Below are 15,172 nucleotides of genomic sequence, written 5' to 3' on the forward strand. Positions count from 1 at the left end.
GTCACAAATAGTGCAAAATTTGTCAACTAAGGTAAAGAACTTTTTTGCGAATTAAACATTTTTATATCTTTAACAAAAAATTATCGAAGCGCAAATTTTTAATAGTTTCGGAAACGGATACAGATTGACCAAAAATCCAGAATACAAAGAAATTATTCTAAAAACAGCCGATACATTAGCAACGCTTTTTAACCCAAAAGTGGGAACAATCCAATCTTGGCCTCATAATAAAATGGGCGGTCACAATACCATTATTGATAATATGATGAATTTGGAGCTTTTGTTTTGGGCTTCAAAAAATGGTGGAAATAAAAAGTTATATGATATCGCTGTAAAACATGCCGAAACTACAATGGCAAATCATTTTAGACCAGATAATACTTCTTATCATGTTATAATCTATGATTTTGAAACGGGTAAAAAAATAAAAGGAAGAACAGCTCAAGGATATAGTGATGATAGTATGTGGGCGCGCGGCCAAGCATGGGCTATTTATGGTTTTACTATGACTTACAGGGAAACAAAAGACACTAAGTTTTTAGATTTTGCCCATAAATTAGTGCGTGTTTACTTGGATAAATTAACGACAGAAGATTTAATTCCGTATTGGGATTTTAATGCGCCAAACATTCCTAACGAACCAAGAGACGCTTCGGCTGCTGCGATTGTATCTTCTGCACTTTTAGAATTAAGTTCTTACACAAAAGACAAGAATTTAAAAGCTGAATATTTGACAAAAGCGAAGAAGATGATCGTTTCGCTTTCAGATAATTATCAAAGCCACGATGTGAATTCAGCATTTTTATTGCATTCAACAGGACATAAACCAGCAAATAGTGAAATAGATTGTTCTATAAATTACGCAGATTATTACTATCTTGAGGCATTATTAAGACTTCAAAAACTAAAATAGAATATTATGCTAAAGAAAATAAGCCAAGTTGCCTTTGTAATAGTGATGGTAGTAACACTTGTAAGCTGTAAAAATACCAAACAAAAACTTCAAGAGTATGTTGTTACATACAACAAAAACATTGCGCCAAGCTTTAGAGCCGATAATGTAACACTTACCACGGCAAGAGGTTATATTAATGACGATAAAATTGAATTGCGATTTGAAACTGATTTAGAGCAAAATGAAGCTAACAAATCGGCAGCTGTTATTTCTTTTCCAAAATTGATAAAAACAATGATTGGCAAAGACGAGATTCCGAGGCAATTAATTGAAGAAGGGGTAAAGTTTGATGTTTATTTTCTGGCAGACGATAATACCGTTTTAGATAAGGAAACCTTAACAGGTGAATCTCTTAAAGATTTTTTGAAATAAAAGATTGAGTTTTTGCAGAAAACAAATTATTTTAATTCTTACATATTAAAAGTCTCTTTAAAGTTTATTTAAAGAGACTTTTTTGTATTTGCAGTTAAAAGTTAAGTGTAAAAGAAATATTTTATTCTTACAAATTATATTGTTTTAAGATTCTAACCGGTTTGTTTTCAAAGAATTGGAGCCTTGTTTTTTGTAATTGAATGTTGGTTTTAAGTTATAAATTAATTATGTTTGAGTTAAAAAATAACTATTAAACCAAAAATTTATGAAAAAAATTACCCAAATCGCATTTGCGTTTGCTTTTGCATTATTTTTAGTAAGCTGTAAAAATACCAAGCAGAAAATACAGGAACATGTAAGTAATTACAATAATTCTGTCTCGATAAAAGGTAGCGGAATTACGAGTACATCGGCAAAAGCTTTTCTAAATGACAATAAAATCGAAATTAGAATTGAAACTAATTTAGAAGAAAACGATGCAAACAAATTAGCCTACAAAGAATCTTTCCCAGACTTATTAAAAGAGATGATTAAAAACGATCAGATTTCGTCTTCTCTTATTGCAGAAGGAGTAAAGTTTGATGTGTATTTCTTAGCCTATAATAATGCTATTTTGGCTCAAGAATTAGTAGATCAAGATGAGTTAGCAGTTTTAGAAGGAACTGCAAAAGCAGGAAAAGAAACGGCAAAATTATAGACATAAACAATTCTTAATATTCCGTTAGGAATATCTCATCGGTAGAAAAAAGGTATTGTTTTGCATTGTGTCCTGTAGGGACACCTGTTTTTTATGTTGAATATATGTATTGTTAATCAAACGTTCCTACGGAACGTACGCGTAAAAATAACTCAAATTTAATTCTACCAATGAGACATTCCTACGGAATGAATTTCGATTATTTGATTGCCTTATTTCAAATAAACAAAAAGCCTCTTCAATTTTGAAGAGGCTTTTTGTTTATGAGAATTGAGTAACGTTTTTAAGATTATCTGGGAAATAGAGTTCTGATAAGTTGGTAAACTCATCTCCGCGCATAAAAATATTGATATCAACATCTGCAAAAGATGTTTTTCCGGCTGCAGCCAAAAGTTCATTTGCAGAATGAAGTGTGTTTTTATGAAAGTGAAACACTCTTTCTGATTTATCCGTCACAACTAAACCTTTCATAAGCATTTTGTTTTGCGTTGCTACTCCCGTTGGACATTCGTTATTATGGCAGCGTAAAGCCTGAATACAGCCTAAAGAAAACATAAATCCTCTTGCGCTGTTGCACATATCGGCACCCAAAGCAATTGCATGCAGAATAGAATAACCAGAAATAATTTTTCCACTTCCGATAATGCGCATTTTATCGCGAATACCTAAACGTACTAAAGTTTTGTTTACGAAAATTAATGCCGGTTCAAAAGGCATTCCGACACCATCTGCAAATTCAAGCGGAGCAGCCCCTGTTCCTCCTTCGGCGCCGTCAACGGTAATAAAATCTGGGTAAGTATCATCGTTAATCATTTCTTGACAGATAGCTTCAAACTCAGCGGTATTTCCAATACATAATTTAAAACCAATTGGTTTTCCGTTAGATAAATCACGCAATTGTTTTATGAACTGAATTAACCCTTTGGAATCAGAAAAAGCATGATGGCCTGGAGGAGAAAGAATCATTGTATGAGGCACAACACCTCTAATTTTAGCAATCTGTTCCGTGTTTTTTCGAGCTGGAAGAACACCTCCATGACCTGGTTTTGCACCTTGAGAAAGTTTAATCTCGATCATTTTTACATTTGGAAGATTGGCTTTTTCTTTGAAGTTTTCAGGACTGAAATTTCCTTCGGCATCGCGGCATCCAAAATACCCTGTTCCAATTTGCCACGTAATGTCTCCACCGCCTTCAAGATGAAATTCAGTTAATCCGCCTTCTCCTGTGTTTTGATAAAAATTACCTTTTTTTGCTCCAATATTAATGGCGCGAACTGCATGTTCGCTCAATGAACCAAAACTCATTGCCGAAACATTAAATAAAGAAGCAGAATAAGGCTGTTTGCAATCTTTTCCGCCAACGAGCACACGAGGCAGTTCTTCGTTTACTTTTGCAGGGAAAATAGAATGTTTAATTCCTTCGTAATTTTCTGTATTTAAGTTTAATTGCGTTCCAAACGGAGTGCTCGAATCAATATTTTTGGCTCTTTGGTATACTAAAGAACGTTGGTTTCTTGAAAAAGGTTTTCCGTCTGTAGATCTTTCAATAAAATACTGCTGAATCTCAGGCGCAATCATTTCAAATAAATATCTGAAATAGCCCAGAACAGGAAAGTTCCTTAAAATAGCATGTTTTTCTTGAGATGCGTTGTAAATACCCACAATTAGCAAAATTGGGATAATAATAACGAGTAAATAACCTCGTCCTGTGTAATAGTAAATTGCTGCAACAATTAGAAACAATAAGAATCCGTAAATAAAGAATTTCTTTCTCATGTTTTTAAAAAATTAAATAGGTAATAAATGCGATAATTAGTTGAATCTTAAGCGTACATAAACGTGCTTGATTCCTTTTTTATCCGACTCTCTCTCGTCAATCTCCAGAATATCGGTTAATGATTTAAGCATTGGAGTCAGTTTTGAATAACCATAATTTCGAGGGTCAAATTCAGGTTTTTTCTTCACGATTAAATTGCCGACATCTCCTAGAAATGCCCAGCCATCATCATCTTCAATATCTTCAATGGTAGATTCAATAAGTTCAATGGTTTGTTTGTCAATTTTATGAAGTGCTTTTTCAGCAGGTTTTTCAACTGGTTTTTTAGTATCTGCGGCTACAGCTTTTGGTTTTTTCTTTTGAGTTGCACCATCCAAAACTTCAATATAAATAAAACGGTCGCAGGCTACAATAAAAGAGTTTGGCGTTTTCTTTTCTCCAATGCCAATTACTTTCATTCCCGATTCGCGAAGTCTAACCGCAAGTCTTGTAAAATCGCTATCGCTAGAAACAATGCAGAAACCATCTAATTTTCCAGAGTAAAGCAAATCCATTGCATCGATAATAAGAGCCGAATCTGATGAGTTTTTCCCGACCGTGTAACTATATTGTTGAATAGGAGTAATGGCATGTTCCAATAAAACGCTTTTCCAGCCATTTGCATTCGGTTTCGTCCAATCGGCATAAATTCTTTTCGTAGTTGGCGTTCCTAGTTTTGCAATTTCTTCCATCATGCCTTTTACATTGCTGTAGGGCACATTGTCTGCATCAATAAGGACTGCCAGTTTTAAGTCTTTTGAATTGCTTAAAGGCATTTGTTAAATATTTAAAATTTAATACTCTCAAAGTTAAAATTAAAATTGGTTTTTATAAGAATTGAATGATGAATATGTGTTTTTACTAGCGCTAATTAGTTTCATTATAAATAATATCTAAATGCTAAAAAAATAATTAAAGATAAATTTGTCTTTTATTTAAAACCTCTCTATATTTGTATGGAATTAATAAAGGATGTATGTTTTCAAAAGCATGTGAGTACGGAATAAGAGCTTCAATATTTATTGCAACCAAATCGTCTAAAGGAATTAGGGTTGGAATAAAAGATGTAGCTAAAGAAATTGATTCGCCAGAACCATTTACAGCCAAGATTATGCAGATTTTAACCAAAAGTGGCATAATTCATTCGGCAAAAGGAGTAGGGGGCGGATTTGAAGTTTCGCCAGAAGCATCAAAAACAATAAAATTAATTCAGATTGTGGATGCTATTGACGGAAATAAAATATACAGCGGTTGTGGAATTGGATTAAAGGAATGCTCAGAAGAACATCCTTGCCCGGTTCACCATGAGTTTAAGAAGATTAGAGGGTTGCTGTTAGAAATGCTTAAAAATACAACTTTAGAACAGTTAGCTTCTGATGTCAAATCGGGAGATTTCTTTCTCAAGGCAACAAATTCGAACAATTAATATTATTAAATATCTTAAAAATGAATACAAAAACCAAAATTTCAGTATTAATCCTAATGGGATTTTTAGCAGTTACTTCTTGCGGTAAAAAAGAAACAACTCCAGCTGAACCGACAGAAACAATTGAAACGTCTACTGAAGGCGAACAAGCTCCAGCAGTTGCAGCCACAGAGGAAAATGTTTTAGTTATTGAAGGAAATGACCAAATGCAATTTAATGTAAATGAATTGAAAGCTGTTGCCGGAAAACCAATCAAATTGACTTTGAAACACGTTGGTAAAATTCCAAAAGAAGCAATGGGACACAATTTAGTGATTTTGCAAGAAGGAACAGACCAAGCAGCTTTTGCTTTAAAAGCGAATGATGCGAAAGCAACTGATTATATTCCAGAATCTGAAAAAGCTTCAATCATTGCACACACTAAATTAATTGGTGGTGGAGAAGAAGATACAATCGAGTTTACAATTGATAAAAAAGGATCATATCCATTTATTTGCTCTTTCCCTGGTCACGTAGCCATGATGAAAGGCGTATTAATTGTTGAGTAAATAATCAAAAAGCTCCAAATGCTGTAACGGGCTTTGGAGTTTTTTTAAAAACTAATAAAAGACAAAAATATCTTTTATTGAATAAAAAAAGAATGAAAAGAGAAAAAAAATTATGGCTGGTTTTTGCATTGGTAATGAGTATATCATTTGCAGTGCTGGGCTATTTTGGTTACGAAATCTATCAGCAAGCACCACCAGTCCCAAAAGAAATTGTAACCGATTCTGGTAAAGTTGTTTTTAGCGAAAGCGAAATTAAAGACGGGCAAAATATCTGGCAAAGTATAGGTGGCCAGGAAGTGGGATCTATCTGGGGGCACGGCGCTTATGTGGCCCCAGACTGGACCGCAGATTGGCTGCACAGGGAAGCCGTTTTTATCTTGGATATTTATGCTAAGAAAGATTTTAATCAAAAATATGATGAATTAGACGCCGAAAAACAATCGGCTTTAAAGATTCGTCTTCAGGAAGATTTAAGAACCAATCGGTATGACGCAGCAACAGGAGTGCTTACCATTTCTGAAAATCGTTTGGCTGCAATTGAGCATTTAAGCGAATATTATAAAGGTCTTTTTACAAATGATCCGCAATTTGATAAACTGAGAGAAGAATATGCCATTCCTAAAAATTCTATCAAAGATGTAGAAAGAATGCATAAAATGAATGCCTTTTTCTTTTGGGCAACTTGGGCAACAGTTACCAATCGTCCAGATGGAGACATTTCTTATACGCACAATTGGCCTTCAGATGAATTGGTTGGAAATACTGCAACAACAGAACTTTTAGCTTGGTCTGGAGTTAGTATTATTTTATTGATTTTGAGTGTCGGAATCTTAGTGTTCTATCATGCAAAATCGGGTGAAGAAGAAGAATTTCCGCTTCCAAAAGAAGATCCGCTTATTAAGCAGGGAAAAACAAAATCTATGGGATTGGTTACCAAATATTTCTGGATTGTGAGTTTGCTTATGGTTTTACAAATGGTTTTCGGAATCATCACAGCGCATTATGGAGTAGAAGGACATGGTTTGTACGGAATTCCAATTGATAAAATTCTGCCTTATGCCGTAACACGTACATGGCACACACAATTGGCAATTTTCTGGATTGCAACAGCTTGGTTGGCAACTGGATTGTATATTGCTCCAGCTGTTTCTGGCAAAGATCCTAGATTTCAGTGTTTTGGTATTAATTTTCTCTTTATTGCCTTGTTGATTATTGTTTTAGGTTCAATGGCTGGACAATGGTTTGGAGTAATGCAGAAATTAAATTTAGTTCAAAATTTCTGGTTTGGACATCAAGGTTACGAATATGTTGATTTAGGACGTTTCTGGCAGATTTTTCTTTTAGTGGGATTGTTTTTATGGTTGGCTTTAATGATTCGTCCGTTGCTTCCGGTTTTAAAGAAAAAAACAGAAGAGAAAAACCTAATCATTTTGTTCTTAGTTTCTTGTACTGCAATTGCCATGTTTTACGGAGCTGGATTAATGTGGGGAAGACAAACCAATCTTGCAATTGCTGAATATTGGAGATGGTGGGTAGTTCACCTTTGGGTTGAAGGTTTCTTCGAAGTATTTGCTACAGTTGTAATTGCGTTCTTGTTTGTTCGTTTAGGATTATTAAAGACTAAAACAGCAACTTTAAATGTGCTTTTTGCAACCATTATTTTCATGTCTGGAGGTATTTTAGGAACATTCCATCACCTTTATTTCTCAGGAACACCAACTGCAATTATGGCTTTGGGGGCAACATTCAGTGCTTTAGAAGTGGTTCCGCTGACTTTAATCGGATTTGAAGCGTATCAAAACTATAAAATCTCAAAATCAACGCAATGGATCGCAGACTATAAATGGCCAATTTATTTTATGATTTCTGTTGCCTTCTGGAATTTCCTTGGTGCCGGAATCTTCGGATTCATTATTAATCCGCCAATCGCATTGTATTATGTTCAGGGATTAAATACAACGCCTTTGCACGGACATACGGCTTTATTTGGAGTTTACGGAATGTTGGGAATTGGTCTGGTATTATTTGTATTGAGAAGTTTATATCGAAATGTAAGCTGGAACACTAAACTGCTTAAAATCACTTTCTGGTCTTTAAATATTGGATTGTTCCTAATGGCAATCTTGAGTTTATTGCCAATTGGCGTTTGGCAGGCAATTGAAAGTATCAATCACGGAATGTGGTATGCTCGTTCATCAGAATTAATGCAACAGCCAACAATGATTACTTTAAAATGGCTTCGTGCTATTGGAGATTCTATTTTCGGAATAGGATTTATTACAATGGCTTGGTTTGTATTTGAGCTGACGTTAAAAAACAAAAAAATTAAACACAAAATTTAAAATTGATTATCATGGAAAATTTAAAAAACAAAACTATAGGATCATTTGTAGCTGAGGATTTTAGAACAGCTGCCGTATTCTCTAAATATAGAATAGATTTTTGCTGCAAAGGAAACCGAACAGTAACCGAAGTATGCGAAAAACAAAATATTGATGCAGATGCTTTATTAGAAAATGTACTGCAAGTGGTACAATCAGAAAATAATGGAAGCATTGATTTTAATTCATGGCCATTGGATTTATTGGCAGATTATATTGAGAAAACACATCATCGTTATGTAGAAGAAAAAACAAACGTTTTGCTTCCGTTTTTAGATAAATTGTGTAAAGTTCATGGAGCAAATCATCCAGAATTATTTAAGATTAATGAATTGTTTATTGGCTGTGCAGGAGAATTATCTCAACACATGAAAAAAGAAGAATTGGTTTTATTTCCATTTGTAAAAAGAATGGTGAAAACGAAAGATACAGATGGAATTTTACATCAGCCATCTTTCGGAACCGTTTCCAATCCGATTGCGATGATGATGCACGAACATGACAATGAAGGGGAACGCTTTAGAGAAATTGCCGAATTGACCAATAATTACACTCCACCAGCAGATGCCTGTACAACTTACAGAGTGACTTTTGCGATGCTGAAAGAGTTTGAAGCAGATTTGCACAAACATATTCATTTGGAAAACAATATTTTATTTCCAAAAGCTGTGACTTTAGAAAAAGACTTTGTAGAAGTAGAATAAAGGTTAATTTTAATAGTGGAAAAAGCACCGATAGAATATCTAAACATGATAATTATCGGTGTTTTTTATTTCAAGAAATGCAATTTTAGCTGCTGAGCTTTACGGTAAAGTTTGTCATTTCGAGGAACGAGAAATCACACTCGGAAATCGACAAAGATTGAAGAAATACTTTGTGGAATTTCTAGTGTGATCCTTCCTTCGTCAGGATGACAAGATTGTGTAGAAAATAAAAAATCTATGTCTCTATGTGTTTTAAAAATATTTCTAAAATGAATTCTCAAAAAAGTTGGATACTTTGTTGTTTTTTTAATTTTCTGATTGCCTGTGTTTTCGGATTGTTAATGCGGTTGATGTATCTGTTTCCTTTAGATTTTCTAAACTATAGTTTTCTGCTTCATGCGCATTCACATGTTGCCATGCTAGGCTGGGTGTATTTGATTGTTTATGTTTTAGTTGTCCATTTTTTTATTCCGAAAGAAAAAAGTCAGAAACCAATTTATAACCGTTTATTCTGGCTTACGGAGTTTTCGGTTGTCGGAATGATGATTGCTTTTCCGATTCAAGGATATGCTTTGTTTTCGATTGTTTTTTCGACCATGCATATTTTGCTGAGTTATGTTTTTTGCCGTTTGGTTTGGAAAGATTGCTCAAAAGATAAATCGCCATCGCAAAGGCTTTTATTGACTTCAATTTTATTTATGGTTTTATCGACTTTCGGCGTTTGGTGCCTTGGCCCAGCCGTGAGCACATTAGGAAAACAAAGTGCTTTTTATCAGATTGCGATTCAGTTTTTTCTGCATTTTCAGTTTAATGGCTGGTTCATATTGGCAATTCTAGCTTTGTTTTTAAAACAATTTCAAAATAAAATTGATGAGGTAAAGTTTAAAAAGTTTTACTTTTTGATTATTGTTTCTACACTTTTAACCGTTTGTTTTCCTGTGCGATGGTTTGTCGAAGATGATGTTTTGAGTTATATCAATGTTTTGGGAGTTTTAATTCAGTTGATGGCTTTTATTTATTTCTATAAAATGCTGAAACCGCAAATCAGTGATTTCAAAAACACATTAAATAAAACGACTAAAATAGTTTACGGTTTGGCTTTGTGTTCTTTGTTTTTGAAAGTCGGAATTCAATTACTGACTCTTTTTCCAAACTTAGCTGAAGTTTCGCATCAAATCAGAAATTTTGTGATTGGTTTTATCCATTTAACCACTTTGGGAATCATAACAGGATTTTTATTTGGAATTTTACTTCAGAATAAAATGCTTTCTGTTCACTCTCGAATATTGAAAATAGGAGTGAAGTGTTTTATTTTAGGATATATTGCAACCGAAGTTTTATTGTTTCTGCAAGGCTGGTTTTTCTTTTTTGGAGAAGGAACTCTTCCTGGATATTTTCAAAGTATTTTGATATTGAGTATTCTTTTGGTTTTGGGATTATTTTTAATGATGAGTTCAATAATTAAACGAAAATCATATTGTCATAGTAGTTAAGTCCCTGCGGACGGCATTTTTATATTAGAGGGATGACATATTGTAAAGCTTCGGAGAAGCGAAATATTTATAGAAAACGTTTGGCGAAGATAAAAAGCTCCAGCGGAGCGATATATTTATACAATCATATTAGGATTATAATTTGTTAACCTGATAAATATTTCGCTCCGCTGGAGCTCTCTATGTAGATGATTTAGATTTTTCTATAAATATTTCGCTTCCCCGAAGCTTAACTTGGCTTCTTATATAAATAAAAAACAAGAGCCGATTTTATCATAAACCTGCTCTTGTTTCTTACTAATTAACCTATTTAAATATCTATATTTTTGCTGCTTCTTGATTTATGGTTTCGATTGTTTTTTCATTATTTACACCTAAACCTTCTTGCTGAAAAACCAATTCTCCTTCTGGATTAAAAACGCTAATAATATTAGAATGCGAAAAATCTATTGGTGAAATTTGTTTGTAATTGACAGCCAAAACTGCCGCAAACTCTCTTGTATTTTCTTCAGACGAACGAAGGAAAATCCAAGGATCTTGATTCATTTTATTTTCAATTGCAAACGATTTTAATCTTTGCGGGGTATCTGTTTTCGGATCAATACTAACCAAAATCAATTTTACATGCTGTTTTGTTTTTTTCTCGAGTTTTGATTCAATATCACGCATATCGGCTACTAATCTTGGGCATGCAGCTTTGCAGCTCGTATAAATCATTACCATTACGAGAACATTTCCTCGAAGTGATTTCAATTCGATATCTTTTCCGTCTTGCGTTGTCCATTTTGATGGCAGATTATAAATCGATAAATCACTAATTTCTTTATTTGTTTCTACTTTAGCTTCTTTTTTATCTGCTTCTTTACAGCTGTAAAATGAGAATAGGAGAAGAAAAGCCATGGCTATTTTTTTCATTGTAAACTAATTTTAAATTAGATTTTCGGTTTTGTTGTGCTGGCACACCTAAAGCCAAGATTTCGAGTTGAATATTGCGCTTTTAAACTTCCTCTAAAGGCGTAGCGCATAAAAGCCGCATAATCCATTAAATCGGAAGCATTTACTGATCCGCTTCCGCAGAAAAGATTTTTGTCTGTACTTTTATCTTTTCTAGATTCTCCTGATAAAAAGATGCTGTTAAAGTCAGATGTCCATTCCCAAACTAAACCGTGCATATCATAAACGCCCCAATAGTTTTTGAACGTTTTTCCAATCTCATTTTCATAGGTTTTAGATTTCTCGTACCAGGATAAAATGTATTCGTTGAATTCTTTTTTGGTTCGTGCATCAATTTTTTTGGTGTCTGCCATTGCCACATATTCCCATTCGTCCATTGTTGCCAAACGTTTTCCTTGACATTCGCAGTATTTTTTAGCAGCAAACCAAGAAACGCTTGTTACGGGTGATTTAGGCTTGGCACTTCCAAAATCAAAATCATTTGTCCAGTAAGAGAGATAACTTTTATCGGCAAAAATTCCTTTAATTTTTGATTTTTGATAAGAAGGATTCTTTTTGACAAATTCTAAAAACTCACTATTTGTCACAGGATAAATGTCTATATAAAAAGATTTTACAGCAACAGGTTTTTGAGAAACAGCTCCATAAAGAGGGACATAAGATCCCTCTTTTATGAAAGCCATTCCTTTTTCCTGAGCTTTCATGACACTAAACACAGAGAAAAAGATAGTTAGTATGAAAATGTATTTTTTCATGCTGATTGTTTGCTGTTTATCTTAATGCTTTTACCATTTCTGGCGTAACTTCAGTTTTATTGTTGCCCCAACTGTTATAAATGTAGGTCAATACATTTGCAATTTCATCGTCAGATAAATTCTGAGCAGGCATTACGTTGTTATATTTTTTTCCGTTAACCGTTACTTCACCAGTTAAACCATGAAGAATTGTTTTAATGGCACGTTTAGAATCGGCATTTAAATAATCTGATTTTGCCAAAGGAGGGAAAGTACTCGGAATTCCTTGTCCTTCAGATTGGTGGCAGGCAAAACAAGTTGTTCCGAAAATCTCTTTACCAATATTAATTTTCTCAGCAATTGTTCGTTTCGGAACTGCTGTTTTTGCAGTCGTTCCGCCCGGCATTTTCTGAATTGTTCCACCTTCAGGCAAATAAATTCCTTCCTGAATAGTTCCAGAGTAAATATTTTTGTTTTCTTTTCCTTCAACTTTTAGCATTCCTAAAGCGCCTTTATTAAATGCTCTAAAAATAGAGTGATCAACCAAAATAAAAGTTCCTGGAGTTTCAACTTTAAAATCTACAATTGCAGCACCACCAGCAGGAATTAAAGTCGTTTGAACATTTTTATTTACAGTACTTCCGCCTTCAACATGCACATTGTCAAATATTTCTCCAATCACGTGAAAAGAAGAAACTAGATTTGGTCCACCATTTCCAACAAATAATCGAACTGTTTCTCCCACTTTTGCTGTCAATTCATTTCCATTGGTTAAAGAACCAACTTTCCCATTAAACACAACATAATCAGGAGTTTCTTTTACGGCTTTATTCATATCAAACGGCTGAAGACCTTTTGCGCCGTATTCACCTTGAGTGTAGAAATCACCCTGCATTACATAATATTCTTTATCAACAGGAGGAAGTCCGCCTTCTGGTTCAACCAAAATTAATCCGTACATACCATTTGCAATGTGCATTCCCACAGGAGCTGTTGCACAGTGATATACATACAATCCCGGATTGATTACTTTAAAGCTAAATACTTTTTCGTGTCCAGGCGCTACAAGAGAAGAAGTTGCTCCACCACCTGGGCCAGTTACGGCGTGTAAATCAATATTGTGAGGAAGTTTATTATCAGGATGGTTTTTTAAATGAAATTCAACTTCGTCACCAACACGAGTTCTAATAAAACTTCCCGGAACAGAACCTCCAAATGTCCAATACGTATATTTTACGCCATCAGTCATTGTACCTTCTTGTTCTTTGATTTCCATGTTTAATTTTAGTTTCATGGCTGTTCTGTTTCCAACTGGTTTCGGAACGTGCGGAGGAGATGTAAGTTCTGCATCCATTTCGCCTTCAGTCATAATGTCTGCGTAATCTTTAGCTTCTTCTTTTTTGCAACCGCCTAAAATCAGCAGCATAAATAATGAGCATGTAAGAAAGCTCATTTTAATCCAGGTTTTGTTAGTTCTTTTCATGATATATTTAGATTTTGTTTTGCGTTAAACTTCTAAACAAAAATAAAAGACTTTTTTATCCTTTATTATGATATTAATCATGTTTTTACATAATTACAGAGCTAAGGGCTTTTTTGGGATTAAACAAATATACGTAAAACCTTATTATTTTATGTAAGCATAATATTTTTGAATAAAAATAATTGAGGTTCTTCATTTTAAATTAATAATGATTATTTTTGCTCGCTGATTAAGTAAAAAAATATTACTACATTATATTATGGTAAAAGATTTATTCGAAAGAATTCAGGACAATAAAGGACCTTTAGGAAAATGGGCTTCTCAAGCAGAAGGTTATTATGTTTTCCCAAAGTTAGAAGGAGAGTTGGGTCCTAGAATGCAATTTCACGGAAAAAATATTTTAAATTGGAGTTTAAATGATTATTTAGGTTTAGCTAATCATCCAGAGGTTCGTCAAGCAGATACAGATGCAGCAATTCAGTTTGGTGCAGCTTATCCGATGGGAGCTCGTATGATGTCTGGACACACTACGTACCATGAGCAATTAGAAAATGAATTGGCTGAATTCGTAATGAAAGAATCTGCTTATTTATTAAATTTTGGTTACCAAGGTATGGTGTCTATCATTGACGCTTTGGTTACTAAAAATGACATTATTGTTTATGACGTAGATTCACATGCTTGTATCATTGATGGTGTTCGTTTACACATGGGTAAACGTTTCACATACAAACACAATGATTTGGAAAGTATGGAGAAAAACTTGCAGCGTGCTACTAAAATGGCAGAAGAAACAGGTGGAGGTATTTTATTTATTACTGAAGGTGTTTTTGGAATGCGCGGACAGCAAGGAAAATTAAAAGAAATTGCTGAATTAAAGAAAAAATACAATTTCAGATTATTAGTAGATGATGCTCACGGTTTTGGTACTTTAGGTAAAACAGGTGCTGGAGCAGGTGAGGAGCAAGGAGTTCAAGATCAGATTGATGTTTACTTCTCTACTTTTGCAAAATCTATGGCTAATATCGGAGCTTTTGTAGCGGCAGATAAAACAGTTATTGATTATTTAAAATACAACTTACGTTCTCAAATGTTTGCTAAAGCATTGCCAATGATTCAGACAATTGGATCTTTGAAACGTTTAGAATTGTTACGCAAATCTTCTGCAATTAAAGATAAACTTTGGGAAAACGTAAATGCATTGCAAAGCGGTCTTAAAGAAAAAGGATTTAATATTGGAGATACAAATACTTGTATTACACCAGTTTACTTAGAAGGAAGTATTCCTGAAGCGATGGTTATGGTTAACGATTTAAGAGAAAACTATGGTATTTTCCTTTCTATTGTGGTTTACCCAGTTATTCCAAAAGGAATTATCTTATTAAGGATGATCCCGACAGCTTCTCATACATTAGCCGATATCGAAGAGACTTTAACAGCTTTCGAGGCAATCCGTGAGAAATTAGTTAACGGAACTTATAAAGAAATTGCAGAACGTACAACTGTTGACGTTTCGTAATGACTTAAAAAAATAAATTCTCAGGACATGGGAATTATGTAAAAGAATCCATTCGTTATGCGAATGGATTTTTTTTATTTAAAGTAACTT

At 34.0% G+C, this 15,172-nt stretch carries 14 protein-coding genes; 9 read left to right on the forward strand and 5 right to left on the reverse strand.

Features of this window, described 5'->3' with window-relative positions; all coding sequences use genetic code 11:
* Positions 1–124 precede the first annotated feature (124 nt).
* From ABXT06_RS13725 to ABXT06_RS13735, 3 genes are all read left to right on the forward strand, one after another.
* Positions 125–913 (forward strand): glycoside hydrolase family 88 protein, encoded by a 789-nt coding sequence (locus tag ABXT06_RS13725; RefSeq protein ID WP_354591251.1) that lies wholly within the window; start codon positions 125–127, stop codon positions 911–913.
* A gap of 6 nt (positions 914–919) precedes the next feature.
* A complete protein-coding gene (locus ABXT06_RS13730; RefSeq protein ID WP_354591252.1) occupies positions 920–1,327 on the forward strand; it encodes a hypothetical protein in 408 nt (135 codons plus the stop codon).
* Between the two features lie 265 nt (positions 1,328–1,592).
* On the forward strand, positions 1,593–2,024 hold the full coding sequence (locus ABXT06_RS13735; protein ID WP_354591253.1) for a hypothetical protein: 432 nt from the start codon (positions 1,593–1,595) through the stop codon (positions 2,022–2,024).
* A 261-nt stretch (positions 2,025–2,285) separates the two neighbouring features.
* On the opposite strand, the gene ABXT06_RS13740 is transcribed toward ABXT06_RS13735, so the two are convergent.
* Together ABXT06_RS13740 and ABXT06_RS13745 are read right to left on the reverse strand one after the other, a co-directional pair.
* On the reverse strand, positions 2,286–3,800 hold the full coding sequence (locus tag ABXT06_RS13740) for an FMN-binding glutamate synthase family protein (protein WP_354591254.1): 1,515 nt from the start codon (positions 3,798–3,800) through the stop codon (positions 2,286–2,288).
* A 36-nt stretch (positions 3,801–3,836) separates the two neighbouring features.
* Positions 3,837–4,616 (reverse strand): NYN domain-containing protein, encoded by a 780-nt coding sequence (locus ABXT06_RS13745; protein ID WP_354591255.1) that lies wholly within the window; start codon positions 4,614–4,616, stop codon positions 3,837–3,839.
* A gap of 200 nt (positions 4,617–4,816) precedes the next feature.
* Here ABXT06_RS13745 and ABXT06_RS13750 point away from each other — a divergent pair, with 200 nt between their 5' ends.
* From ABXT06_RS13750 to ABXT06_RS13770, 5 genes are all read left to right on the forward strand, one after another.
* Entirely contained in the window at positions 4,817–5,266 is a 450-nt protein-coding gene (locus ABXT06_RS13750) for an RrF2 family transcriptional regulator (RefSeq protein WP_354591256.1), read from the forward strand.
* Positions 5,267–5,286: 20 nt separating this feature from the next.
* Entirely contained in the window at positions 5,287–5,814 is a 528-nt protein-coding gene (azu, locus tag ABXT06_RS13755; protein WP_354591257.1) for an azurin, read from the forward strand.
* A gap of 92 nt (positions 5,815–5,906) precedes the next feature.
* Positions 5,907–8,156, forward strand: a complete 2,250-nt coding sequence (locus ABXT06_RS13760; protein ID WP_354591258.1) for a nitric-oxide reductase large subunit — start codon at positions 5,907–5,909, stop codon at positions 8,154–8,156.
* 11 nt (positions 8,157–8,167) lie between these two features.
* Positions 8,168–8,899 carry an iron-sulfur cluster repair di-iron protein gene (gene ric, locus ABXT06_RS13765; protein ID WP_354591259.1) on the forward strand — a complete coding sequence of 244 codons (732 nt, stop codon included), beginning with the start codon at positions 8,168–8,170 and terminating at the stop codon, positions 8,897–8,899.
* A gap of 269 nt (positions 8,900–9,168) precedes the next feature.
* Positions 9,169–10,392 carry a hypothetical protein gene (locus ABXT06_RS13770; RefSeq protein WP_354591260.1) on the forward strand — a complete coding sequence of 408 codons (1,224 nt, stop codon included), beginning with the start codon at positions 9,169–9,171 and terminating at the stop codon, positions 10,390–10,392.
* 318 nt (positions 10,393–10,710) lie between these two features.
* Here ABXT06_RS13770 and ABXT06_RS13775 read toward each other — a convergent pair whose 3' ends face one another.
* From ABXT06_RS13775 to nirK, 3 genes are read right to left on the reverse strand one after another with little or no spacing between them, the layout of a single operon-like run.
* Positions 10,711–11,307 carry an SCO family protein gene (locus ABXT06_RS13775; protein WP_354591261.1) on the reverse strand — a complete coding sequence of 199 codons (597 nt, stop codon included), beginning with the start codon at positions 11,305–11,307 and terminating at the stop codon, positions 10,711–10,713.
* 17 nt (positions 11,308–11,324) lie between these two features.
* Entirely contained in the window at positions 11,325–12,101 is a 777-nt protein-coding gene (locus tag ABXT06_RS13780) for a formylglycine-generating enzyme family protein (protein ID WP_354591262.1), read from the reverse strand.
* Between the two features lie 16 nt (positions 12,102–12,117).
* Positions 12,118–13,563: a copper-containing nitrite reductase gene (gene nirK, locus ABXT06_RS13785; RefSeq protein WP_502909041.1), complete on the reverse strand. Its 1,446-nt coding sequence runs from the start codon at positions 13,561–13,563 to the stop codon at positions 12,118–12,120.
* 259 nt (positions 13,564–13,822) lie between these two features.
* On the opposite strand from nirK, the gene capB reads away from it, so the two are divergent.
* Entirely contained in the window at positions 13,823–15,082 is a 1,260-nt protein-coding gene (gene capB / locus ABXT06_RS13790; RefSeq protein ID WP_095929960.1) for a cysteate-C-fatty acyltransferase, read from the forward strand.
* Positions 15,083–15,172 lie beyond the last annotated feature (90 nt).

It is taken from the genome of Flavobacterium sp. UW10123, from assembly GCF_040538975.1.
Lineage (GTDB): Bacteria > Bacteroidota > Bacteroidia > Flavobacteriales > Flavobacteriaceae > Flavobacterium.

Excerpts from the sequence above, each read along its gene's own strand:
- ABXT06_RS13740 (WP_354591254.1), bottom strand. The coding sequence starts at position 3,800 with ATGAGAAAGAAATTCTTTATTTACGGATTCTTATTGTTTCTAATTGTT.
- ABXT06_RS13730 (WP_354591252.1), top strand. The coding sequence starts at position 920 with ATGCTAAAGAAAATAAGCCAAGTTGCCTTTGTAATAGTGATGGTAGTA.
- ABXT06_RS13745 (WP_354591255.1), bottom strand. The coding sequence starts at position 4,616 with ATGCCTTTAAGCAATTCAAAAGACTTAAAACTGGCAGTCCTTATTGAT.
- nirK (WP_502909041.1), bottom strand. The coding sequence starts at position 13,563 with ATGAAAAGAACTAACAAAACCTGGATTAAAATGAGCTTTCTTACATGC.
- ABXT06_RS13775 (WP_354591261.1), bottom strand. The coding sequence starts at position 11,307 with ATGAAAAAAATAGCCATGGCTTTTCTTCTCCTATTCTCATTTTACAGC.
- ABXT06_RS13770 (WP_354591260.1), top strand. The coding sequence starts at position 9,169 with ATGAATTCTCAAAAAAGTTGGATACTTTGTTGTTTTTTTAATTTTCTG.
- ABXT06_RS13735 (WP_354591253.1), top strand. The coding sequence starts at position 1,593 with ATGAAAAAAATTACCCAAATCGCATTTGCGTTTGCTTTTGCATTATTT.
- ric (WP_354591259.1), top strand. The coding sequence starts at position 8,168 with ATGGAAAATTTAAAAAACAAAACTATAGGATCATTTGTAGCTGAGGAT.
- ABXT06_RS13780 (WP_354591262.1), bottom strand. The coding sequence starts at position 12,101 with ATGAAAAAATACATTTTCATACTAACTATCTTTTTCTCTGTGTTTAGT.
- ABXT06_RS13760 (WP_354591258.1), top strand. The coding sequence starts at position 5,907 with ATGAAAAGAGAAAAAAAATTATGGCTGGTTTTTGCATTGGTAATGAGT.
- capB (WP_095929960.1), top strand. The coding sequence starts at position 13,823 with ATGGTAAAAGATTTATTCGAAAGAATTCAGGACAATAAAGGACCTTTA.
- azu (WP_354591257.1), top strand. The coding sequence starts at position 5,287 with ATGAATACAAAAACCAAAATTTCAGTATTAATCCTAATGGGATTTTTA.
- ABXT06_RS13750 (WP_354591256.1), top strand. The coding sequence starts at position 4,817 with ATGTTTTCAAAAGCATGTGAGTACGGAATAAGAGCTTCAATATTTATT.